Source organism: Pseudomonas sp. EA_65y_Pfl2_P74 (assembly GCF_963970575.1).
In the GTDB taxonomy this organism is placed as follows: domain Bacteria; phylum Pseudomonadota; class Gammaproteobacteria; order Pseudomonadales; family Pseudomonadaceae; genus Aquipseudomonas; species Aquipseudomonas baetica_A.
In genome coordinates, this window is record NZ_CAXAOQ010000002.1 from 101,925 (window position 1) to 123,635 (window position 21,711).

Here is a 21,711-nt window from a genome sequence, read left to right on the forward strand (position 1 = left end):
GGTTTGTCGGGGGTTTCTCGTTCAGGCGCCTTGCAACGCCTGACTCAGCTCAGCTTATTGGCAAGCTTCGCAATCCGGCTCGTCGATCGCGCAAGCCTTTGGCACTGGAGCAGGACCTGCAGGAGCCGCCAGAACCGAATCATCACCGTGGTTGCCGCCGCTGGAAACAGCGTTCAGCTTGCCGGTGTTGATGGTCGACTTCTCGGTGCTGGTCGCGGCCAGGGCACGGAGGTAGTAGGTGGTTTTCAGTCCACGGTACCAGGCCATGCGGTAGGTCACGTCGAGCTTCTTGCCCGAGGCGCCGGCGATGTACAGGTTCAGCGACTGAGCCTGGTCGATCCACTTCTGACGACGGCTGGCGGCGTCAACGATCCACTTGGTGTCCACTTCGAACGCGGTCGCGTAGAGCTCTTTGAGTTCTTGCGGGATGCGCTCGATCTGCTGCACCGAACCGTCGTAGTACTTCAGGTCGTTGATCATGACCGAGTCCCACAGACCGCGCGCCTTGAGGTCGCGAACCAGGTACGGGTTGATCACGGTGAATTCGCCCGACAGGTTCGATTTCACATAGAGGTTCTGGTAGGTCGGTTCGATCGACTGCGAGACGCCAGTGATGTTGGCGATGGTCGCGGTCGGTGCGATGGCCATGATGTTGGAGTTACGAATGCCTTGTTGTACACGGGCGCGAACCGGTGCCCAATCCAGGGTTTCGTTCAGGTCGACATCGATGTACTTCTGGCCACGTTGTTCGATCAGGATCTGTTGCGAGTCCAGTGGCAGGATGCCTTTGGACCACAGCGAACCGTTGAACGTCTCGTACGAGCCGCGTTCGTCAGCCAGGTCGCAGGACGCCTGGATCGCGAAGTAGCTGACCGCTTCCATCGACTTGTCGGCGAATTCGACGGCAGCGTCGGAGCCGTAAGGGATGTGTTGCAGGTACAGCGCGTCCTGGAAGCCCATGATGCCCAGGCCGACAGGGCGATGACGGAAGTTGGAGTTCTTCGCCTGCGGTACCGAGTAGTAGTTGATGTCGATCACGTTATCGAGCATGCGAACGGCAACATCGATGCTGCGCTTGAGCTTGGCGGTGTCCAGCTTGCCGTCGACGATGTGGTTCGGCAGGTTGATCGAGCCCAGGTTGCAAACGGCGATCTCGTCCTTGTTGGTGTTCAAGGTGATCTCGGTGCACAGGTTCGAGCTGTGAACCACGCCGACGTGCTGCTGCGGGCTGCGCAGGTTGCACGGGTCTTTGAACGTCAGCCATGGGTGACCGGTTTCGAACAGCATGGACAGCATTTTGCGCCACAGGTCTTTGGCCTGGATGGTCTTGAACAGCTTGATCTTGCCCGGGTACTCGGACAGCGCTTCGTAATACTCGTAGCGCTCTTCGAAAGCTTTACCGGTCAGGTCGTGCAGGTCGGGTACTTCGGATGGCGAGAACAGGGTCCATTTGCCGTCATCGAAGACGCGCTTCATGAACAGGTCAGGGATCCAGTTGGCGGTGTTCATGTCGTGGGTACGACGACGGTCATCACCGGTGTTCTTGCGCAGCTCGATGAACTCTTCGATGTCCATGTGCCAGGTTTCCAGGTAGGCACAGACAGCGCCTTTGCGCTTGCCACCCTGGTTAACGGCGACGGCGGTGTCGTTCACGACTTTGAGGAACGGAACCACGCCTTGCGACTTGCCGTTGGTGCCTTTGATGTACGAACCCAGTGCACGGACAGGCGTCCAGTCGTTACCCAGGCCACCGGCGAATTTCGACAGCATGGCGTTGTCGTGGATCGCGTGGTAAATGCCCGACAGGTCATCCGGAACGGTGGTCAGGTAGCAGCTCGACAGCTGTGGACGCAGGGTGCCGGCGTTGAACAGTGTTGGAGTCGAAGCCATGTAGTCGAACGAGGACAGCAGGTTGTAGAACTCGATCGCACGGTCTTCTTTGTTCTTCTCTTCGATGGCCAGGCCCATGGCCACGCGCATGAAGAAGATCTGCGGCAGTTCGAAACGCACGCCATCCTTGTGGATGAAGTAACGGTCGTACAGGGTTTGCAGGCCCAGGTAGGTGAATTGCTGGTCGCGCTCGTGGTTGATCGCCTTGCCCAGTTTTTCCAGGTCGAAGGTGGCCAGCACAGGGTTCAGCAGTTCGAACTCGATACCTTTGGCGACATAAGCCGGCAGTGCCTTGGCGTACAGGTCGGCCATTTCGTGGTGAGTGGCGCTTTCAGCCACACCCAGGAAGCCCAGGCCTTCGGCACGCAGGGTGTCCATCAGCAGGCGGGCGGTGACGAACGAGTAGTTCGGCTCGCGCTCAACCAGCGTACGGGCGGTCATCACCAGGGCGGTGTTGACGTCGGTCAGGGCCACGCCGTCGTACAGGTTTTTCAGGGTTTCGCGCTGGATCAGGTCGCCGTCGACTTCAGCCAGGCCTTCGCAGGCTTCGGTCACGATGGTATTCAGGCGGCCCATGTCCAGTGGCGCCAGGCTACCGTCGGTACGGGTGATGCGGATCGACGGATGAGCGTTGACTGCTTCTTCGGCCGGGGCGTGGGCAGCGCGTTCTTTCGAGCGACCGTCACGGTAGATCACGTAGTCGCGAGCCACTTTCTGCTCGCCGGCACGCATCAGGGCCAGTTCGACCTGGTCCTGGATTTCTTCGATGTGGATGGTGCCGCCCGAAGGCATGCGACGCTTGAAGGTCGCGGTGACTTGTTCGGTCAGACGGGCAACGGTGTCGTGGATTCGCGACGAAGCGGCAGCGGTGCCGCCCTCAACTGCGAGAAACGCTTTGGTGATAGCGACGGTGATCTTGTCATCGGTGTAAGGAACGACAGTGCCATTACGCTTGATCACGCGCAGCTGGCCAGGCGCGGTGGCTGCCAGATCCGAAGTCGAATCAGCGGCCTGCGGCAAGGTGCCCTGCGGGTTCTCGCGAGTTGTGTCGGTTTGCATGGGTGTCTCCACGTTCTCTATGTTTGTTTGGGCACCATCACGGTGCCCACCGTTCCGTCCTGAAGCACTACAACCGGCACGTGCCGGGTATAACGACTTCGGGACAGTTCAGGAAGAAGGCCTTGTGGGCGCCGCTTCCATGCCGAAGTCTTCGGCTCGCGCGATACGCGTGAGACCGCATTCCTTTCGGGGAGCAGTTTCGCCACTGCAACACCCGTACCGTTATCGTCGTGATCGACTGAAAAACGGTAGCCATCCGCAGGCGCGGTTTGGGCTTGTAAAAATACGTTTGGTTCAACCCGACAATGGCAATAAAAAGCCTTGAATTCACTGTCCGGTTTGTGTTTGGTTTTTTACGCAAAACCCTACATGTAGGGTTTTTTTGCGAGCGGGCTACAAGATAATGCGTTTCAGGGGCGGATTGCAACGCACAGCTTGTGGATAACCCTGTGCGTAAATTGTGTGTGAAACAGGGAATTCCCGTGTAGGCCGCGAACCTGCTGAGCTAGACCGTTTGTCACTGTTTTTTCGCCTGGAAAAACGCTTCAGCGGATTTTTAAGGGCGCGAACCCTATCACAAAAAACGGCCTTGTCCGAACGCATTTACCGACTTGTGTTCTGGCTGGACGCCGTTTATACAATCGGCCCATGCGTACGCATTCTTATCCTCCGAAAAGATGACAAAAAGACCGGAGGATCCTTCCTTTATTCGTAATTCTGGCAAGCAGAGGTCACCGGTGGAGCAACAAGCCTTTCAGGTATTGATAGTCGAGGATGATCAGCGTCTGGCCGAACTCACTCGCGACTACCTGCAAGCCAATGGACTGCGCGTGGACATCGAAGGCAACGGTGCGCTGGCGGCGGCGCGGATCATCAAGGAGCAACCGGATCTGGTGATCCTCGACCTGATGCTCCCCGGCGAAGATGGCCTGAGCATCTGCCGCAAGGTGCGCGACCGTTATGACGGGCCGATTCTGATGCTTACGGCAAGAACCGACGACGCCGACCAGATCCATGGCCTCGACCTCGGCGCCGATGATTACGTGTGCAAGCCGGTACGCCCGCGACTGTTGCTGGCGCGGGTTCAGGCGTTGCTGCGACGCAGTGACACGCCCGAGCCGACCACGGAGAAATCCCGGCGCCTGCAATTCGGCCCGCTGGTGGTGGACAACGCCTTGCGCGAGGCCTGGCTGAGCGACAGCGGCATCGAGTTGACCAGCGCCGAGTTCGACCTGCTCTGGTTGTTGGTCTCCAACGCCGGACGCATTCTGTCACGGGAAGAGATTTTCACCGCGCTGCGCGGTATTGGCTACGACGGGCAGGACCGCTCGATCGATGTACGCATATCGCGCATCCGCCCCAAAATCGGCGACGACCCCGACCATCCGCGTCTGATCAAGACCATCCGCAGCAAAGGCTACCTGTTCGTCCCTGAGGCCTGCGCAGACCTGGCGCTGTGAACTCGATCTTCCTGCGTATCTATGGCGGCATGTGCGCAGCCTTGATTCTGGTGGCCGTGCTCGGTGTGCTCGCACTGAACCTGCTCAATCAGGTGCGCAGCGAGCAGTACCGCGAGCGCCTGGCCCACGGCACGTTCTCGCTGATGGCCGACAACCTGCAACCGATGAATGAAACCGAGCGTCATCGTGCGCTATTGGTTTGGGAGCGATTGCTCGGGATTCCGCTGGCGCTCAAGACCTTTGCCGAAACGGGCCTCGACCTCACCCAGCGCACCCGCGTTCTGCGCGGCCAAGCGCTGGTCGAGCAAACCGGGCCGCATGCGGCGAAGGTCTATCGGCTGGTCAGCGACAAAGAACAACTCGTACTCACCGGCGAGGTGCAACAAATCAGCGAACAACTGGCCCGGGCGACTATTTACCTGCTGGCCGATGAACTGGTGCGCGTACCGGTGGGCGAGCAGCCCAAACGGCTGGCGCAGATAAAGAAAGAGAAGGGCTTCGGTTTCGATCTGCGATTGGTCACAGTGAATGACGCCGACATGGACGAAGACCAGAGCCGACGGGTGTCCGAGGGCGATACGGTGATGGCGCTGGGCAAGGGCGGCGATTCGATCCGCGTGTTTGCCGGCATGGTTGGTACGCCCTGGGTGCTGGAAATCGGGCCGCTGTACCAGATGAATCCGTATCCACCGCAATGGCTGGTGTTGATCGCCGCGCTCGGGCTGACCTTGATCGGCCTTATCGTTTATCTGCTGGTGCGCCAACTCGAGCGCCGTTTGCGAGGCCTTGAAGCAGCGGCTACGCGCATCGCCAAGGGCAGTCTGGAAACCCGCGTGCCGGCGCGCGGTGCTGACTCGGTCGGGCGACTGGCTTCGGCGTTCAATGGCATGGCCGAACACCTGCAACAGTTATTGGCGATCCAGCGTGAACTGGTGCGTGCGGTGTCCCATGAACTGCGCACGCCGGTGGCTCGGTTGCGGTTTGGCCTGGAAATGATCGGCTCGGCAACCACGCCGCAAGCCCTGGAAAAGTACCGTGAGGGCATGGATCACGACATTGAGGACCTCGATAAGCTGGTCGATGAAATGCTCACGTATGCGCGTCTGGAGCAGGGGGCACCGGCGCTGACGTTTCAACGCATCGACCTCGACGCGTTGGTCAATCAGGTGATCGAGGAATTGGCGCCGTTGCGCGCCGAGGTCACGGTGCAGCGTGGCTTGTGTCTGGCCGCCGCCGATAACGACGATGCCTGGGTCGAGGCTGAGCCGCGTTATCTGCATCGGGCCTTGCAGAATCTGGTGAGCAACGCCATGCGCCATGCACGCTCGACGGTCACGGTGAGTTATCAGGTCGGGCAACTGCGCTGTCGGGTGGATGTCGAGGATGACGGGCCGGGAGTGCCGGAAGTGGCGTGGGAGCGGATCTTCACGCCGTTTTTACGCCTGGACGACAGCCGCACCCGGGCATCGGGTGGGCATGGGTTGGGCTTGTCGATTGTGCGACGGATCATCCATTGGCATGACGGGCGGGCCATCATTGGCCGGAGCAAGAGTCTGGGAGGGGCCTGCTTTAGCTTGAGCTGGCCGAGGAATCAGGAGCGGCGCTGAATGTTGTGTCGTCTTTGCCAGCGATGTGGTCTCCCTGAAAGCCCATAAAGATCTTCAGGCTTTGATACTGACCAGACTCAACAATTGCCCATCCTGCACCCCGAACTGCGCATCCAGTTCTGTCCCGTTGCGCCATTCGCCGGACAGGTCCGTCAACAGGCGTAAACGTACCTGACCCTGTTCAGTCCATTCCAGGAGTTCGGCATGCTCGAAGTAAAAGCGTTTTTGCACGATCGGGTACAGCGCTTTGAACAGGCTCTCTTTCACCGAGAATGTCAGCGTGACCAGCAACGCCAATTGATCCCGCGCGCCAGCGGCCATGCGCTGCATTTCCGCCGGAGTGAGGATTTCCCCGGCCAGGCGCTCGGCGCGCTCGATGTTGAGCAGGTTTTCCAGATCCATACCCAAGCCGCGCCAATGTTGCTTATTGGCGACAATCGCTGCCGCACGGCCGGTGCTGTGGGTGATCGAGCCGCTGATGTGCGCCGGCCACACGGGGGCCCGGTCTTCGCCAATTGCTGGAACCATGCCACTCCCTTGCAACTGTTGCAGCGCCGCCCGCGCGCAGAGGCGTCCGGCGAGAAACTCGGCCTGACGCTTGGCCACCGAACGCTGAATACTTGGCGGTGGATCGATGGCGCTGCGTTGAAAGTCATCGCCGAGCAGTTGCGACGGATCGAAATGAGTGCTGAGCAGCACCGTGTCGGGCAACGCCGTCGGCAAGGGCCAGTGGGCGTCGAGCGGGGTGCAGCAAGCGGGGAGGGTTGGGGTGAGATTCATGGCGGGCATTTTGCCGGTTAGCCGAGGCAAGGTCGAGATCAATGGTGTGGCCTTCGCGAGCAAGCGTGAAGGCCACACCACGCTCAACGCTGGCTTAACCAAAGATCTTCTGGAAGAACGCTTTCATGTCCGCCCAGGATTTTTCATCCGCAGCCTTGTTGTAACCAATGTCCGGCCCTGCGTGTTCGCCATGGCTCAAGCGATCGGCATCCGGATTGGTAAAACCATGCTTGGCGCCCTCCAGACTGACGAACCTGTAGTCAGCCCCCGCCTTGTCCATTTCCGACTTGAACGCGGTGACGTTGTCCGGCGTGACCATGCTGTCCAGCGCACCATGCTCCACCAGAATTTTCGCCTTCACGCTGCCGGGCGTGGCCGGCGTCTTGGTTGCCAGCGCGCCATGGAAACTCACCACCCCCGCCAGCGGTACACCTTGGCGCGCCGCGTTCAACACGACGCCACCGCCGAAGCAATAGCCGATGGCTGCGAGTTTGTTCACGTCGGTCTGGGGCTGTTTTTTCAACAAGTCCAAACCGGCAGAGAAGCGTTTACTGGCGGCGTCGGCGTCCTGGGTCGCTGCCTGCATGAACGCCATCGCATCTTTCGGGTGCTCGGTATTTTTCCCTTCGCCGTACATATCAATCGCCAGCGCGCTGTAGCCGAGCTCAGCCAGGTCGCGTGCGCGGCGCTTGGCGTAATCGTTCAAGCCCCACCATTCATGCACCACGACAATGCCGGGACGGGCGCCTTTGATCGCGTCGTCGTAGGCGTAGTAACCCATCAGCTTGCTGCCGTCGGCGCTTTGGTAGGGGATTTCTTCGGTCTTGATCGCCGCGTGGGTGAGGCAGCTTGCGGCCAGCAGGGTGAGGGCGAGGAACAGGCGCATGGTCGGTCTCCATATCGAAAAGTGGTCAGAGCAGCCTAGTCGATTTGGTTCAGGTCAGGTTCAGAGAGTGTTCAGGGGCGGTACAGGACAGGGGCAGTAACCTTGCGCCATACCCAAACAGCACTGTGAAAGAGGAAATACCATGACTCGTTTAAACAAACTGCTGCTGGCATTTACCGTAATGAGCGCCAGTATCGCGGCCCATGCCGACACGACTTCGAACTTCGCCGGCCTGACCTTCGGCCAGACCAGCGACAAGATCAAAAAATCCCATGCCCTGAACGACAACCTCGATCACCCTGACGCCACTGGCGCGATCGACGGCAACAATACCTACGGCGTACGCCTCGGTCAGCAAAACAGTCAGGGTCGCTACTACGCCACCTACGACAATGTGTCGGGTTCGCACAATGGCATTAAACTGCGTCAGGAAAACCTGCTGGGTAGCTACGATCTGTTCTATCCGGTGGGCAACACCACCAAATTGTTCGGCGGTGCGACGGCCGGTTTGACCAAGCTGACTCAGGAATCGCCAGGCTACAGTCGCGACAGTGACATCGGTTATGCGGTCGGCGGCCAGTTCGGTGTTTTGCAGCAAGTGTCGCAAAACACTTCGGTAGAACTCGGTTACCGTTACCTGCGTAGCAACGCCAGCACCGAGATGAGCGAGCGCGGCGGCAGCAAACAGGGTTCGCTGGGCTTGACCAGCAGCGCCCAGACGTACCTGTCGGCCAACTACTCTTTCTGATAGAGCAGTCAGCCTGAATGTGGGAGCGGGCTTGCTCGCGAAAGCGGTGGATCAGTCAATGAAGATGACGACTGGTACATCGCCTTCGCGAGCAAGCCCGCTCCCACAGGTGTGTTGTTGGAGATTTTGATTTACCCAGGAGAGCGATATGAAACTGTTGGTCGTCGAGGATGAAGCGCTGTTGCGTCATCACCTGCAAACCCGTCTGACGGAGAGCGGTCACGTGGTCGAGTCCGTGGCCAATGCCGAAGAGGCGCTGTACCAGACCGGGCAGTTCAATTTTGACCTGGCGGTGATCGACCTCGGTCTGCCGGGCATGGGCGGCCTCGACCTGATCCGCCAGTTGCGCTCAGGCGCCAAGACCTTCCCGATCCTGATCCTCACCGCGCGCGGTAACTGGCAGGACAAGGTCGAAGGCCTGGCCGCCGGTGCTGACGACTACGTGGTCAAACCGTTCCAGTTCGAAGAACTCGACGCGCGCCTGAATGCCTTGTTGCGACGCTCCAGCGGTTTCACGCAATCGACCATCGTCGCCGGCCCGTTGCTGCTTGATCTCAATCGCAAACAGGCCACCCTCGACGAGCAACCGCTGGCGCTGACCGCCTACGAATACCGCATCCTCGAATACCTGATGCGGCACCACCAGCAAGTGGTGCCCAAGGACCGCTTGATGGAACAGCTCTATCCGGACGATGACGAGCGCGATCCGAACGTGATCGAAGTGCTGGTCGGCCGCCTGCGCCGCAAGCTCGAAGGTCCGGCCGGGTTCAAGCCAATCGACACCGTGCGTGGTCTCGGCTACCTGTTCAATGAGCGCTGCACTTGATTCGTTCCCTTCGTGTTCGCTTGATGCTCGCCGCCACCACGTTGGCGGTGTTGTTCATGCTCGCCTTGCTGCCGGCGATGCAAGGCGCGTTCAGCCTGGCGCTGCAGGATTCCATCGAGCAGCGTCTGGCGTCGGACGTCACCACGCTGATCTCCGCCGCACGCATTGAAAACGGCCGGCTGGTGATGCCTACGCAGTTGCCGGATGAGCGCTTCAACCTCACTGACCTGCGCCTGCTCGGTTACATCTACGACCGTTCAGGGCATCTGGTCTGGCGTTCGAAAGCCACCCAGGAAGAGCAGATCAACTACAAACCGCGTTATGACGGCCTCGGCAACGAGTTCGCGCGGATTCGCGAGGCCAGCGGCCAGGAATTCTTCGTCTACGACGTGGAAGTCAAACTGCTCGGCGGCAAAAGCGCTGCGTTCAGCATCGTTGCCTTGCAACCGGTGCGCGAGTACGAAAGCACCCTTGAAGGCCTGCGCGAAAATCTTTACCTGGGTTTCGGCGCCGCCTTGCTGGTACTGCTGGCGCTGTTGTGGATCGGTCTGACCTGGGGCCTTAAAGCCTTGCGCCAACTCAGTCAGGAACTCGATGAAATCGAAGGCGGCACCCGCGAAAGCCTCACCGAACAACACCCGCGTGAACTGCTGCGACTGACCGGTTCGCTCAACCGCTTGCTGCTCAGTGAGCGCCAGCAACGCAGCCGCTATCGCGACTCTCTCGATGACCTGGCCCACAGTCTGAAAACGCCGCTGGCGGTGCTGCAAGGCGTCAGCGAGGACATGGCTCAACGTCCCGAAGAACGCGATCAGGCCTGGGTGCTGCAAAGCCAGATCGAACGCATGAGCCAACAGATCAGCTATCAACTGCAGCGCGCGAGTTTGCGCAAAAGCGGACTGGTGCGGCATCAGGTGCGCTTGCAACCGGTGCTCAAAAGCCTGTGCGACACGCTGGACAAGGTCTACCGCGACAAGCGTGTGCGGGTGGCATTCGATCTGCCTGAGCATTGTTATGTACCGATCGAGCAGGGCGCCTTGCTGGAGATGATGGGTAACTTGCTGGAAAACGCCTATCGCCTGTGCCTGGGCGAAGTGCGCATCAGCGTGCGCGAGACCCTGGCCGGGGTTGAGTTGTGCGTCGAAGATGACGGCCCGGGCGTACCGCCGGATCAGCGTGCGCGGATTCTTGAGCGTGGCGAGCGGCTGGATCGTCAGCATCCGGGGCAGGGGATTGGCTTGGCGGTGGTCAAGGACATTATCGAGAGTTACAACGCCAAGTTGATGCTGGGGGATTCGCCGATGGGTGGGGCGGCGTTCAGGATTCATTTTCCGGCAGTGTGACAGCGTTGGATAGAAGCGCCGCTCGTCTGAAAGACCTTCGTACCTGTTAGTTCTGACAGTAGCCGAATTCGACTCCTCGGGTTTACCGTCTTTCGACCATGCCTCAGGTGAGGCTTATCAACGGAAGATGTCCCATGAATGACATTCAATCAGAGTCGGGAATCGAGGCGGTACTTTATCCGCCAAAGCTTGTGGCTGGCACCTATCCGGTTATCGTTGATCCGCCGCCAAGTCCCGGCATTCCGGTTCAGGGTGCGCCTCAGTCCATTTTTACCGAAGAACTCCTGACCAAGGATGGCAGTAAGGAAGGCGCCGCGAAGCTTGTGGTGGATCCTCCTTCGGAATCATACGCAAGCATAGCGCTATACATGCAGGGACCTCGTGACGCGGAATTTAAATTTATCGAAAAAAAACCTGCACCGACCGATTCGTCTCAACCAACAGAATTTCTGCTCGCTCAAACCTTGCTGAACGATGGCGTGCACAAAGTTCTTTACGTGCTGGAACGAGGCAGCGGCAACAGCGCACCATCAACCGAATTGTGGGTGGTACATCATGATGATCTGCCCGGGGGGAACGACGTTGTGCCGGCTACCGGGGACCATCCAGGCCTTGGTATAAGCCTGCCACCCGAATTGGGGGATCCGCCGCAAATTGGCAAAGATGAGGCGGACAAGGGTGTGGATGTCACGGTGTCGTATGAGTTCATGAATTGGCTCGACAAAATTCTTCTGGAAATCGGCCGCGAACGGTTCGAGTTTCTGGTGCAGAAGGGCGAACAAGGCTTTCCTAAAAAGCTTCACGTAACCAGAAAAATGCTCGAACTGGCCGGCGATAATCCGAAGCTCCCGTTTGCCTACACCGTTGTCAGTCAGATCAACAACCCGACCCACAAGCGTCGTTGGTCGAAGACCTTGACGGTCGATGTCGATGTAAATCGTGTGGTACTGCCAGCACTCATTCTGAGTGAGGTCGAGAACGACGAATCCGATCGCAACGTCATCAATCTGGATAACGTTGTGGACTTTATTTTTGCTCAGTTGTTCGCATCCGAGCCACAGTGGCAACCCGGTGACATCGTTCGGCTTGGTTACGAATGCACGAAGTCAGATGGGACGAAAGCCACGCACAGCGATGAGATCAAGTTGGCCAACTTGCCGTTTTTTGCGACGTTTAAAGTTCCCGTGGAAAAGGTTTTGTTGGGAGGGGAAATCAAGGCGGGATATAGCCAGATTCGATCTGAAGTTATAGCAACCTCAAAACCAGCTGTTGCACAAGTGACGGGAATGCCTCGCCATGGCTATGAGAGCTGGGAAGGTGTGCCATTGCAGACCTTTAGCGTTAATAGCCCAAGAACGTTTCCGAGCGGATTGACATTCACTTTACTGAGCCAGGGTGCACCGACCCTTCTGGTGCAAAACGCACCGATTGCGGGGCACCATCTCCAGTTCGGAGCAAAATCCAGAGGCAGATTCAGTTGGAACGCAGACATGAAACATCTTGAGTTTTTGCATTTTCATATTGAGTACCCAGGAAGTCTCATTCTTTTCTATGGTGCTAATGGAGCGCTTGTTTCTTCTCAAGCGCTTCCGACCAGCACCAGTTCAGGAGTACCTCAGAAATTTGTCCATCACTCCAATATTCCATTCAGGTGGTTTGAAGTTGACAGCGTGGGAGAGATAGGGAGCACTGGTTTTCACATCGATGAGATACGGTGGACTTGGAATTGAAGATCGGGTGAATGCTCAAAGCTCCTGCGCCCGATAAGCCCCCGGCGTCAGCCCCGTCCACTTCTTGAACGCCCGGTGAAACGCCGACGGTTCGGAAAAGTCCAACTGCTCAGCGATTTGTTGCAACGACAGATCTGCCCGCCTCAGATGATTTTTGATCTGCCGGAGCATTGTTATGTGCCGATCGAGCAGGGTGCTTTGATGGAAATGGTGGGGAATTTGCTGGAGAACGCGTATCGGCTGTGTCTGGGGGAGGTGCGTATCAGTGTGCCTGAGAGCCTGGCCGGGATTGAGTTGTGTGTTGAGGATGATGGGCCGGGGGTGCCGCCGGATCAGCGGGCGCGGATTCTTGAGCCTTGGGGAGCGGCTGGATCGGCAGCATCCGGGGCAGGGATCGGGTTGGCGGTGGTCAAGGACATTTTCGAAAGCTACAACGCCAAACTCGCCTCCCGCTCAACAGAACGATCCGGTGTATTTCGACATCTATCAGTCCTTGTTTGGCGACGGTTTGCATATCTTTACCTACGAGGTGGAGCGCACCAGTGGCAACAGCGGCCCTTCGACCGAGTCATGGGCGCTCTACCACCGTGATGTGCCTGGTGGCAACGATGTACACGGCACCGGCGATCACCCCGACCTTTCCATCAACTTGCCCGTGGAGTTGGGTGATCCGCCGCAGATCGGCAAGGACGAAGTCGACAAAGGGGTTGTGTGCACATTGTTCTATCCGTACCTGAGGGCTTACGACCGGATCACCCTGGAGCTGAATCGCGAACGGTTTTCCTACTTCGTACCCACCGGGGTTGACGACCAGCCTTACGACATCACCATTACCCGCGCCATGTTTGAACAGGCTGGCAGCAGTCCACGGTTTACGTTCTCTTACACGGTGGTCGATCAGTTGAACAACCCGACGGACAAACGGCGTTGGTCGAAAATGATTGAGGCGAATGTCGATACGGAGCGTGCCTTTCTCACGGCGCCGGATATCAGTGAAGACCCTGATGACCCGACGGATGATCCTGGCACCATCGATCTGGGCAAGGTGAAAGACTACCTCTACGTGCTGGTTCACGTGTTCAGACCGCTCTGGGCAGAAGGCGACGTGGTCAGGGTCAGTTACCGCTGTACTCCGCAAACCGGGCCTGCGGTGACGCACAGTGTCGAGGAGTCTGTCGGGTGCTTGTCTTTCACGCACAAATTGAAGGTGCCAGCGGACAAGGTTCTGGCGGACAGCCAGGTGTCAGCGTTTTATGAGCAAGTCAGAGGGGAAGATGTCCTGGCCTCTTCGTTTACCGCCACTGCGCAAGTGTTTGGCATGGCTACAGGGCCAGTAGGAAACATCGATCTGGGGCGTACGCAAAGAGCCAATGGCATCAGCCCGGACGGGACGCGCGCGTATGTTGGGCACGTCGGTGCGATTTCAGTGATCGACACTACAATCAATCGACGGATCGAGACGATTGTCACCCCCAATACAAACTTTTTTACGGGCTTCGCCTTTACCCCCGATGGCGTAAAGATGTATGGCGCGGCGTATGGGACGAATGAAATTCTGGTCATTGATACCGCTTCGAACAGATTGATCAAACGCATCGCGGCTGGAGGGAGTCCGCATTCTATTGTCATGCGGCCGAACGGCGATCAGGTCATCTTTCATACCATCAGTCCAGCCAGCGGGGCGATCAGGGTGATCGATACGGGATCGGATCAGATTATCAACACCTTTGCTACCGGGAGCTATACCAGCGGTGGTGCGATCAGCCCGGATGGACAGCGCTTCTATTATCTCGAATATGGAACAGGCAATCTGGTTGCGATGGACCCCGTCACTGGTCGCCGGCTGGGGTCCAATGGCATGCCGAACTACAGGAGCACTGTTTACGTAACGCCGGATGGTCTGCGGCTTTATCTGCCTTCATTCAATGACACCTCCTTTGCCTTGCTGGAGGTTGAGGCCAGTACCCTGACGGTGCTGCGTACCTTGAATCACCCTTATCCAGCTGATCAATACACAGCAACGTTCAACCCCGAGGGTTCACGGCTCTACCTGTGCGGATGGTCGTTGCGCAACAATCTGGTGCTGGATACGGCTTCGGGAACGATTGTTCGTACCTTTCAATCCGGGGTTTCATCTAACGGGGTGAGTTGTACGTCTGATGGCAAGCGCTTGTACGTCAGCAACGCGGGAAGCAGCTTCGTTACCGTGGTGGCGGCTGATTGAAAGTGTTTGCTGCACAAGGCGATTGTCCGGGAGCGGGAGCATTGAGGCTGGAACTCACTGCTCCTGCGCCCGATAAGCCCCCGGCGTCAGCCCTGTCCACTTCTTGAACGCCCGGTGAAACGCCGACGGTTCGGAAAAGTCCAACTGCTCGGCGATTTGTTGCAACGACAGATCTGCCCGCCTCAGATGATTTTTGATCTGCCGGAGCATTGTTATGTGCCGATCGAGCAGGGTGCTTTGTTGGAAATGATGGGGAATTTGCTGGAGAACGCGTATCGGCTGTGTCTGGGTGAGGTGCGTATCAGTGTGCGTGAGAGCCTGGCCGGGATTGAGTTGTGCGTCGAAGATGACGGGCCGGGGGTGCCGCCGGATCAGCGGGCGCGGATTCTTGAGCCTTGGGGAGCGGCTGGATCGGCAGCATCCGGGGCAGGGGATCGGGTTGGCGGTGGTCAAGGACATTATCGAAAGCTACAACGCCAAACTCGCACTGGGCGATTCGCCGATGGGCGGGGCGGCGTTCAGGATTCATTTTCCGGCGGTTTAGGGGGGGCTGCAGTGCTGGCCCGCGCGGAAGCAAGCTCGCGCCCACATTTGAAATGCATCCCTCTGTTGGAGTGAGCCTGCTCGCGAAAGCGCCCGTCCAGCCAACCCATCCTGCGAGCTTGCCGTCCGTCGGAAAATTCCGCATACCTGTTAGTTCTTACAGTAGCCAGTGCAACCGCTGCGGTGTCTGATTCTTGCTATCCGTCGCATAGCGCGACCTGTGCAGCAAGGAGCCCGTGCGATGACCATCGATCAGCCAGATGCCGGTGTATTGATCAATTATCCTGTGAAATTTGCCGGTGCTACTCCCGACGTTATCGTCAGTCCGCCGCCGCCTGCCAACGTGCCGGTGGAAGGGCTGCCGCAGGCCAGTTTTAAAGAAGTGGTCAAACGCGACGGTAATCGTGAGGGTGCGGTGCAGGCGATAGTCGATCCGCCTAAGGGCGGCGTGTATCTGAATATCGCGCTCTACATGAAGGGGCCTCGCGATAGCGTGCGGCAACTGATCGAGCGTAAGCCGGTAACGCCCGCCGAGCAGAATGATCCGGTGTATTTCTATGTGTACCAGTCACAGCTCGACGACGGCGTGCATGTCTTTACTTACGAGGTGGAGCGCGCCAGTGGCAACAGCGGCCCCTCGACCGAGTCATGGGTTCTGTATCACCGAGATCTTCCTGGCGGCAACGATGTGCCGGGTACCGGCGCTCATCCCAACCTCGAGATCAGCCTGCCTGCAGAGTTGGGCGACCCACCCCACATCGGTAAGGAAGAAACGGACGCAGGCGTTCCCTGCACGCTGTCCTACATCTTTCGGCGGGCCTACGACAAAGTCACGCTGGAACTCAATCGCTATCGCTTTAATTTCACCGTCCAGCCCGATCAGGTCGGCAAACCGTACGTGATCACTATTACCCGGGAAATGTTCGAACTTGCTGGCAACAGTCCTCGATTCGAGATTTCCTACACGGTGGTCGATCAGCTCAATAACCCGACGGACAAGCGGCGCTGGTCGAAGGTGGTCGAGGCTGATGTCGATACCGAACGTGTAACGCTGGAACCGGTAGTCCTCAGGGAAATCCCCACCGAGAACGATGACGACTCAAGCATTGTCGATCTGACGAAGATGAAAGGCGGTCCGTTATGGGCATTGATCCATCTGGTCGACAGGGTCTGGAGAGCCGGGGATGAAATCCACTTGAAGTTCACCGCGATGCTCGGGGGCAGCGAAGTTGCTACCCATGCAGCAACAATGCCGATCACACAGGTTCCCGGGCAGATATCATGGGAGATCCCTAACAACAAAGTCATTGCCGACAGCCGTGTCGAAGTTGTTTATGATCAAGTCAGAGAGGGCGCTGTGATCGGCACTTCGAAGGCTGCCACCGCGCAGGTGATAGGCGAGGTTGTTCCTATTCTTTCTGAAGACTTCGAAGCCTATCCGGAAGGGATGATCTTTCCTGTTGGAGAGAGGGTCGAACTGCCGAGTATGTTTATCACTGTGCTACCGGGGGCAGGTCGCTATGCAAGCATATTGACGGGCAGCGCTCATACACCTGGAATAAATGACGGTAAATCACTCTATGCCGTGCTAAACGACACGGGTACTACTCGGTTGGATTTCAAAATGGCCTACTCATCGATTCAGTTTGGAGCTGTGATGAACGGTTGGGCAGGTGCCGAGTTCATTTACCGCACATATGACCGGCAGGAAAATTTACTTGAAGAAAAGCGTTTCGCTACTCCGGGAAATATTGGAATCCAGCAGACGCTGATTTTTTCTAGACCGGGTATTGTTCGACTCGAGCTTCTGCATATTTCCCCGCCGGGAATAGGAACCAATCTGGTTGTCGACAAGTTCGTGTTCAGGCTATAGAAATCGAATAACAGCTTAAAGGATCGCTCATCCCGGGCCGCGTTTGCTGTTAATGCTCCTGCGCCCGATAAGCCCCCGGCGTCAGCCCTGTCCATTTCTTGAACGCGCGGTGAAACGCCGACGGTTCTGAAAACCCCAACTGCTCGGCGATCTGTTGCAACGACAGATCCGCCCGCCCCAAATGGTAGATGGCGATATCCCGCCGCAACTGATCTTTCAACTCCTGAAAACTGCTGCCTTCCTCGCGCAAATGCCGACGCAGGGTCTGCGGGCTGATGTGCAGGTGCGCGGCCACCGCTTCCAGATCCGGCCAGTTCGCCGTGTCGCGGCTGAGCAAGCGACGCAAGCGGCTGCTCAGGCTGTCGCCGTCATCCGGGCGTGACAGCAGATCCGCCGGGGAGCGTTCGAGGAAATGCTTGAGGGTGCGTTCGTCCTGCAGCAAGGGCATGGGCAGGTAGCGACTGTGAAACAGCAGGCTGCTTTGCGCGGTGCCGAACGTCGTGGGGCAGGGGAACAGCAGATCGTATTCAGCGCCATGCGCCGGTTTCGCATAGCTGAACGTGGCGTGTTCCAGGCGAATGCGCTGGCCGATCAGCCAACTGCCCAGGCGATGCCAGATCACCAGCAGGCTCTCGCTGAGAAAGTGATCCGGGTCCCATAGCTGCGAATCGTCAAGGCTCAGCCGCACCCATTCGTCTTCGCGGCTCAGGGTCAGGCGCGGGGCCTGGGGGAACAGGCTGTAGAACAACAAACCGCGTTGCAGGGCTTTCTCCAGGTTGCGGCAATGAATCGAGGCGTGGCACATCATGGCGAAGCTGCCGGGTTTGCTTGGTGCGTTGCCCAATCCCAGGTATTCGTCGTCCAGCACCAGCCACAGTGCCTGGATCAAACGGGTGAACTGCTCCGGGGCAATGCGTGCACGAGGCTCGTCGAGCAATTCAGGGCTGATCCCCAGTTGCTGCAACAGGCCCGAATAGTCGAACCCTGAGCGGCGTGCGCCACCGAGGGCGGCACGGGCGAAATGGCTGGCAATGGTGCGTTCGCGCATAAGCGGCAAATCCTTTCTCAGGCGCCGGATGGTAGCCGGGGTGCATCAAGGGCAACAAGGCGGATTTCCGCCAAATTGTAGGACGAGAAGCGGTGGGTTGGCGGAAATCCGCCAGGGCAGGGGCGACGAACGCTGACATCGATGAGCCTGCAATCCCTGATATCAAAAGGCTTGCCGCGAAATGCACCAACGTGGCACGACGCTTGCGATAGGAGTGTCAGAAGCGTGCGTTGATCCGCAGGATAAAGCGCCATTCGACACAACAAATCCCTCCAGTGCAGGAGGGTTCGCAATTTAAGGTTTTGCGGACAACAGATGGATGTTGCCCAGCGAGACGCTTGAGGACACTTGCAATGACGACTCGTCAGCCACTGTATAAATCCCTGTATTTCCAGGTGATCGTTGCCATCGCCATCGGCATTCTGGTCGGTCACTTCTATCCGCAGACCGGTGTGGCGCTCAAGCCGCTGGGTGACGGGTTCATCAAACTGATCAAAATGGTCATCGCGCCGATCATCTTCTGTACCGTTGTCAGCGGTATCGCGGGTATGCAGAGCATGAAGTCGGTGGGCAAGACCGGCGGCTACGCGCTGTTGTACTTCGAAGTGGTTTCCACCATCGCCTTGCTGATCGGTCTGGTGGTGGTCAACGTTGTGCAGCCGGGCGCCGGCATGCACATCGACGTGACAACGCTGGATGCCTCGAAAATCGCCTCCTATGTCACGGCCAGTAAAGACCAGAGCATCGTCGGTTTCCTGCTTAACGTCATCCCGAACACCATTGTCGGTGCATTCGCCACCGGCGATATCCTGCAAGTGCTGATGTTCTCGGTGATTTTCGGTTACGCCCTGCATCGCCTCGGTTCCTACGGCCGTCCGCTGCTGGACCTGATTGATCGCTTCGCGCATGTGATGTTCAACATCATCAACATGATCATGAAACTGGCGCCGCTCGGTGCGCTGGGTGCCATGGCCTTCACCATCGGTGCTTACGGTGTCGGCTCGCTGGTACAGTTGGGTCAACTGATGATCTGCTTCTACATCACCTGCGTACTGTTCGTCGTCGTGGTGCTGGGCTCCATCTGCCGCGCGCATGGTTTCAGCGTGTTGAAACTGGTTCGCTACATCCGTGAAGAACTGCTGATCGTGCTGGGTACTTCCTCGTCCGAGTCGGCGCTGCCACGCATGCTGATCAAGATGGAGCGTCTGGGCGCGAAGAAATCCGTTGTGGGTCTGGTGATCCCGACCGGTTACTCGTTCAACCTCGACGGTACTTCGATCTACCTGACCATGGCGGCCGTGTTCATCGCTCAAGCGACCGACACCCACATGGACATCACTCACCAGATCACCCTGCTGCTGGTGCTGCTGCTGTCCTCCAAAGGCGCTGCCGGTGTCACCGGTTCGGGCTTCATCGTGCTGGCGGCCACGCTGTCGGCGGTCGGTCACCTGCCGGTGGCCGGTCTGGCGCTGATCCTGGGTATCGACCGCTTCATGTCCGAAGCTCGCGCGCTGACCAACCTGGTCGGCAACGCCGTTGCCACCCTCGTTGTGGCCAAGTGGGTGAATGAGCTGGACACCGACGTGCTGCAATCCGAGCTGGCCTCGGGCGGTCGTGGTATCTCCGATGTGCGTGAAGAAGATGACCTGGGTGTGGCTGAAGGCCCAACCCCTAACAGCGTCAGCTAACTCGTGCTTGCATGAAAAAACCCGCTTCGGCGGGTTTTTTTTGGCCTGCGATTTGAGTACAACGGTCATGTTTACTGACACATCCGGTGATTGCCGCATGGCGGTTAGCTGCCTAGGCTGAGTGCATCGCACAAGGAGATCGCCCATGTCCGCACCGCTGGCCTCACTGAAGATTCTGGATTTCTCGACGTTGTTGCCGGGGCCCTTCGCCTCGCTGCTGCTGGCGGACATGGGCGCCGACGTGCTGCGCATCGAGTCGCCCACGCGCATGGATCTGCTGCGGGTGCTGCCGCCCCATGACGGCGGGGTATCAGCCAGCCACGCGTATCTCAATCGCAACAAGCGCAGCCTGGCGCTGGACTTGAAACAGCCCGCGGCGCTGGACGTGATCAAGCAGTTGCTGGGCGATTACGACATTGTGCTTGAGCAGTTTCGCCCCGGTGTGATGGAGCGTTTGGGGCTGGGTTACGAGGCGTTGAAAGCCATCAATCCGAAGCTGATTTACGTGTCGATCACCGGTTACGGCCAGACCGGGCCTTACAAGGATCGCGCCGGCCACGACATTAACTATCTGGCCCTGGCCGGGCTGTCCAGTTACACCGGCCGCGCCGACAGCGGGCCTCTGCCGCTGGGCATGCAGGTGGCCGATGTCGCCGGCGGCTCGCTGCATGGGGTTGTCGGTCTGTTGGCGGCGGTGATTGCGCGTCAGCAAACCGGGCAGGGCACGCATCTGGACGTGAGCATGACGGACTGCGCCTTCAGCCTCAATGCCATGGCCGGCGCCGGCTATCTGGCTTGCGGCGAGGAGCCGGGGTGGGAAGACCAGATGCTCAATGGCGGCAGCTTCTACGACTATTATCGTTCCCGCGATGGGCGCTGGATGTCGGTGGGCAGTTTGGAGCCGGGTTTCATGCAGCCACTGTGTACGGCGCTGGGCCGGCCGGAGCTGGCGGCGTACGGCCTGTCACCCAAGCCTGAGCAACAGCAGGCGCTCAAGGAGGCGTTGAAGGTTGAATTCGAGAAGCATGACTTTGCCGAACTGTGCGCGCTGTTTGCCGGGCTCGATGCCTGTGTCGAGCCGGTGTTGAGCCTGGGTGAGGCGCTGCAGCATCCACAGTTGCAGGCGCGGGAACTGGTGACGCAGGTGCCGCGGGGAGATGGCACGACGCAGGCGCAGATGGCGTGTCCGCTGAAGTTTTCCGAGGCTTTACCGGCGCCGCGGCATGTCGGGGCGGTGTTGGGGGAGCATACGGATCAGGTGTTGGGGGCGTTGGGGTTTAGTGCGCAGCGGATTACCGAATGGCGTGTTGCCAAAGTAATTCTTTAGAGCCAGTGCTAGCGATGGGGCCAGTTGTAACAACACTTATTCCACCCGCATTTCACCACTGAATACCAACGTGTTCCGGCACCGCCGGCACAAATACCGCCGCCCCTGCCGCACCAGGCTGTGACGCTGCGCCGAAAACGGAAAATCGCTGTCTGCACACGGGCATTTATAGATATAGCGCGTCACGCTGCGGCGTTTGACTTGATAGGTATGGCAGCGATCCGGCGGCAGTTCATAAACGCCGCGCATGATCAGTTGCCACTCCTCGCCGTGGGGCTGAATGCGGTCGCCAAACAGTTGATGGGCGATCAGGTGCGCGACTTCATGGGCCACGGTCTGCTTGAGGAAATGCTCGGTGTTTTCCCGGTACAGCTGTGGGTTGAAGCGCAGCAGGTTCTCGTGCAGATGCGCGACCCCGGCTTTTTGCCCGCGCAGCTTGAGGCTCACCACAGGGCGTTGGAAGTGACGTTTGAAAAAGGATTCAGCGAGTTGGTAGCAGTCTTCGACGCGGGTATTGAGTTGCTCGGGCATGCTTGATGGATCTCCAGAGGTGTCGAGTATGCCGCAACCCTTGGGACTTGCGAATCGCCGAACTGCCGAATGGTCATCCTGCACGCGAGAAGGCCGCCTTGCGGCGGCCTCTATTGGCAGGTCTGGTTTTTCTCAGGCAGGACGCTTT

The 21,711-nt window shown here is 58.5% G+C and carries 15 protein-coding genes and 4 pseudogenes; 12 read left to right on the forward strand and 7 right to left on the reverse strand.

Annotated elements, in window-relative coordinates; genetic code table 11:
- Window positions 1-54: 54 nt before the first annotated feature.
- Window positions 55-2,949 carry a ribonucleoside-diphosphate reductase subunit alpha gene (locus tag AACY18_RS01915; protein ID WP_339464071.1) on the reverse strand — a complete coding sequence of 965 codons (2,895 nt, stop codon included), beginning with the start codon at window positions 2,947-2,949 and terminating at the stop codon, window positions 55-57.
- A 737-nt stretch (window positions 2,950-3,686) separates the two neighbouring features.
- Between AACY18_RS01915 and AACY18_RS01920 the strand changes: the two genes are divergently transcribed.
- Window positions 3,687-4,409: a response regulator gene (locus tag AACY18_RS01920; RefSeq protein ID WP_339430855.1), complete on the forward strand. Its 723-nt coding sequence runs from the start codon at window positions 3,687-3,689 to the stop codon at window positions 4,407-4,409.
- Window positions 4,406-6,016 (forward strand): ATP-binding protein, encoded by a 1,611-nt coding sequence (locus AACY18_RS01925; protein ID WP_339430854.1) that lies wholly within the window; start codon window positions 4,406-4,408, stop codon window positions 6,014-6,016. The genes AACY18_RS01920 and AACY18_RS01925 overlap by 4 nt, the downstream gene beginning before the upstream one ends.
- 54 nt (window positions 6,017-6,070) lie before the next feature.
- Here the strand turns inward: AACY18_RS01925 and AACY18_RS01930 are convergent, their stop codons facing one another.
- The gene (locus AACY18_RS01930) at window positions 6,071-6,796 is read right to left on the reverse strand and encodes a 4'-phosphopantetheinyl transferase family protein (protein WP_339430853.1); all 726 of its coding nucleotides are present in this window, start codon (window positions 6,794-6,796) and stop codon (window positions 6,071-6,073) included.
- Between the two features lie 94 nt (window positions 6,797-6,890).
- Entirely contained in the window at window positions 6,891-7,682 is a 792-nt protein-coding gene (locus tag AACY18_RS01935) for a dienelactone hydrolase family protein (protein WP_339430852.1), read from the reverse strand.
- A gap of 142 nt (window positions 7,683-7,824) precedes the next feature.
- Between AACY18_RS01935 and AACY18_RS01940 the strand changes: the two genes are divergently transcribed.
- The 4 genes from AACY18_RS01940 (at window position 7,825) to AACY18_RS01955 (ending at window position 12,329) form a co-directional block, all read left to right on the forward strand.
- Window positions 7,825-8,430, forward strand: coding sequence for a hypothetical protein (locus AACY18_RS01940; RefSeq protein ID WP_339430851.1), 606 nt, complete (start codon window positions 7,825-7,827; stop codon window positions 8,428-8,430).
- A gap of 148 nt (window positions 8,431-8,578) precedes the next feature.
- Window positions 8,579-9,256, forward strand: coding sequence for a response regulator transcription factor (locus AACY18_RS01945; protein WP_339430850.1), 678 nt, complete (start codon window positions 8,579-8,581; stop codon window positions 9,254-9,256).
- Window positions 9,253-10,599: an ATP-binding protein gene (locus AACY18_RS01950; protein ID WP_339464072.1), complete on the forward strand. Its 1,347-nt coding sequence runs from the start codon at window positions 9,253-9,255 to the stop codon at window positions 10,597-10,599. The genes AACY18_RS01945 and AACY18_RS01950 overlap by 4 nt, the downstream gene beginning before the upstream one ends.
- A gap of 134 nt (window positions 10,600-10,733) precedes the next feature.
- Window positions 10,734-12,329 carry a hypothetical protein gene (locus AACY18_RS01955; RefSeq protein ID WP_339464073.1) on the forward strand — a complete coding sequence of 532 codons (1,596 nt, stop codon included), beginning with the start codon at window positions 10,734-10,736 and terminating at the stop codon, window positions 12,327-12,329.
- A 15-nt stretch (window positions 12,330-12,344) separates the two neighbouring features.
- Here the strand turns inward: AACY18_RS01955 and AACY18_RS01960 are convergent.
- Window positions 12,345-12,488 (reverse strand): annotated as a pseudogene (locus AACY18_RS01960) (helix-turn-helix domain-containing protein); the annotation flags it as partial.
- A 48-nt stretch (window positions 12,489-12,536) separates the two neighbouring features.
- On the opposite strand from AACY18_RS01960, the pseudogene AACY18_RS01965 reads away from it, so the two are divergent.
- Window positions 12,537-12,740 (forward strand): annotated as a pseudogene (locus AACY18_RS01965) (ATP-binding protein); the annotation flags it as partial.
- A gap of 58 nt (window positions 12,741-12,798) precedes the next feature.
- Window positions 12,799-14,553 carry a YncE family protein gene (locus AACY18_RS01970; RefSeq protein ID WP_339464074.1) on the forward strand — a complete coding sequence of 585 codons (1,755 nt, stop codon included), beginning with the start codon at window positions 12,799-12,801 and terminating at the stop codon, window positions 14,551-14,553.
- A gap of 54 nt (window positions 14,554-14,607) precedes the next feature.
- Here the strand turns inward: AACY18_RS01970 and AACY18_RS01975 are convergent.
- Window positions 14,608-14,742 (reverse strand): annotated as a pseudogene (locus AACY18_RS01975) (helix-turn-helix domain-containing protein); the annotation flags it as partial.
- 60 nt (window positions 14,743-14,802) lie between these two features.
- On the opposite strand from AACY18_RS01975, the pseudogene AACY18_RS01980 reads away from it, so the two are divergent.
- Window positions 14,803-15,097, forward strand: a pseudogene (locus tag AACY18_RS01980) (ATP-binding protein).
- A 240-nt stretch (window positions 15,098-15,337) separates the two neighbouring features.
- The gene (locus tag AACY18_RS01985; RefSeq protein WP_339464076.1) at window positions 15,338-16,969 is read left to right on the forward strand and encodes a hypothetical protein; all 1,632 of its coding nucleotides are present in this window, start codon (window positions 15,338-15,340) and stop codon (window positions 16,967-16,969) included.
- A gap of 49 nt (window positions 16,970-17,018) precedes the next feature.
- On the opposite strand, the gene AACY18_RS01990 is transcribed toward AACY18_RS01985, so the two are convergent.
- Window positions 17,019-18,017, reverse strand: coding sequence for an AraC family transcriptional regulator (locus AACY18_RS01990; protein WP_339464077.1), 999 nt, complete (start codon window positions 18,015-18,017; stop codon window positions 17,019-17,021).
- A gap of 353 nt (window positions 18,018-18,370) precedes the next feature.
- Between AACY18_RS01990 and AACY18_RS01995 the strand changes: the two genes are divergently transcribed.
- Both AACY18_RS01995 and AACY18_RS02000 read left to right on the forward strand, forming a co-directional pair.
- Window positions 18,371-19,705 (forward strand): dicarboxylate/amino acid:cation symporter, encoded by a 1,335-nt coding sequence (locus AACY18_RS01995; protein ID WP_339430846.1) that lies wholly within the window; start codon window positions 18,371-18,373, stop codon window positions 19,703-19,705.
- A gap of 145 nt (window positions 19,706-19,850) precedes the next feature.
- Window positions 19,851-21,032, forward strand: coding sequence for a CaiB/BaiF CoA transferase family protein (locus tag AACY18_RS02000; RefSeq protein ID WP_339464078.1), 1,182 nt, complete (start codon window positions 19,851-19,853; stop codon window positions 21,030-21,032).
- A gap of 36 nt (window positions 21,033-21,068) precedes the next feature.
- On the opposite strand, the gene AACY18_RS02005 is transcribed toward AACY18_RS02000, so the two are convergent.
- Window positions 21,069-21,563 (reverse strand): SprT family zinc-dependent metalloprotease, encoded by a 495-nt coding sequence (locus AACY18_RS02005; protein WP_221733026.1) that lies wholly within the window; start codon window positions 21,561-21,563, stop codon window positions 21,069-21,071.
- Window positions 21,564-21,711 lie beyond the last annotated feature (148 nt).

What these genes read in the sequence shown, in the direction of transcription:
- AACY18_RS01985 (WP_339464076.1), top strand. Translation starts at nt 15,338, where the DNA reads ATGACCATCGATCAGCCAGATGCCGGTGTATTGATCAATTATCCTGTG.
- AACY18_RS01945 (WP_339430850.1), top strand. Translation starts at nt 8,579, where the DNA reads ATGAAACTGTTGGTCGTCGAGGATGAAGCGCTGTTGCGTCATCACCTG.
- AACY18_RS01915 (WP_339464071.1), bottom strand. Translation starts at nt 2,949, where the DNA reads ATGCAAACCGACACAACTCGCGAGAACCCGCAGGGCACCTTGCCGCAG.
- AACY18_RS01955 (WP_339464073.1), top strand. Translation starts at nt 10,734, where the DNA reads ATGAATGACATTCAATCAGAGTCGGGAATCGAGGCGGTACTTTATCCG.
- AACY18_RS02000 (WP_339464078.1), top strand. Translation starts at nt 19,851, where the DNA reads ATGTCCGCACCGCTGGCCTCACTGAAGATTCTGGATTTCTCGACGTTG.
- AACY18_RS01935 (WP_339430852.1), bottom strand. Translation starts at nt 7,682, where the DNA reads ATGCGCCTGTTCCTCGCCCTCACCCTGCTGGCCGCAAGCTGCCTCACC.
- AACY18_RS01940 (WP_339430851.1), top strand. Translation starts at nt 7,825, where the DNA reads ATGACTCGTTTAAACAAACTGCTGCTGGCATTTACCGTAATGAGCGCC.
- AACY18_RS02005 (WP_221733026.1), bottom strand. Translation starts at nt 21,563, where the DNA reads ATGCCCGAGCAACTCAATACCCGCGTCGAAGACTGCTACCAACTCGCT.
- AACY18_RS01930 (WP_339430853.1), bottom strand. Translation starts at nt 6,796, where the DNA reads ATGAATCTCACCCCAACCCTCCCCGCTTGCTGCACCCCGCTCGACGCC.
- AACY18_RS01995 (WP_339430846.1), top strand. Translation starts at nt 18,371, where the DNA reads ATGACGACTCGTCAGCCACTGTATAAATCCCTGTATTTCCAGGTGATC.
- AACY18_RS01990 (WP_339464077.1), bottom strand. Translation starts at nt 18,017, where the DNA reads ATGCGCGAACGCACCATTGCCAGCCATTTCGCCCGTGCCGCCCTCGGT.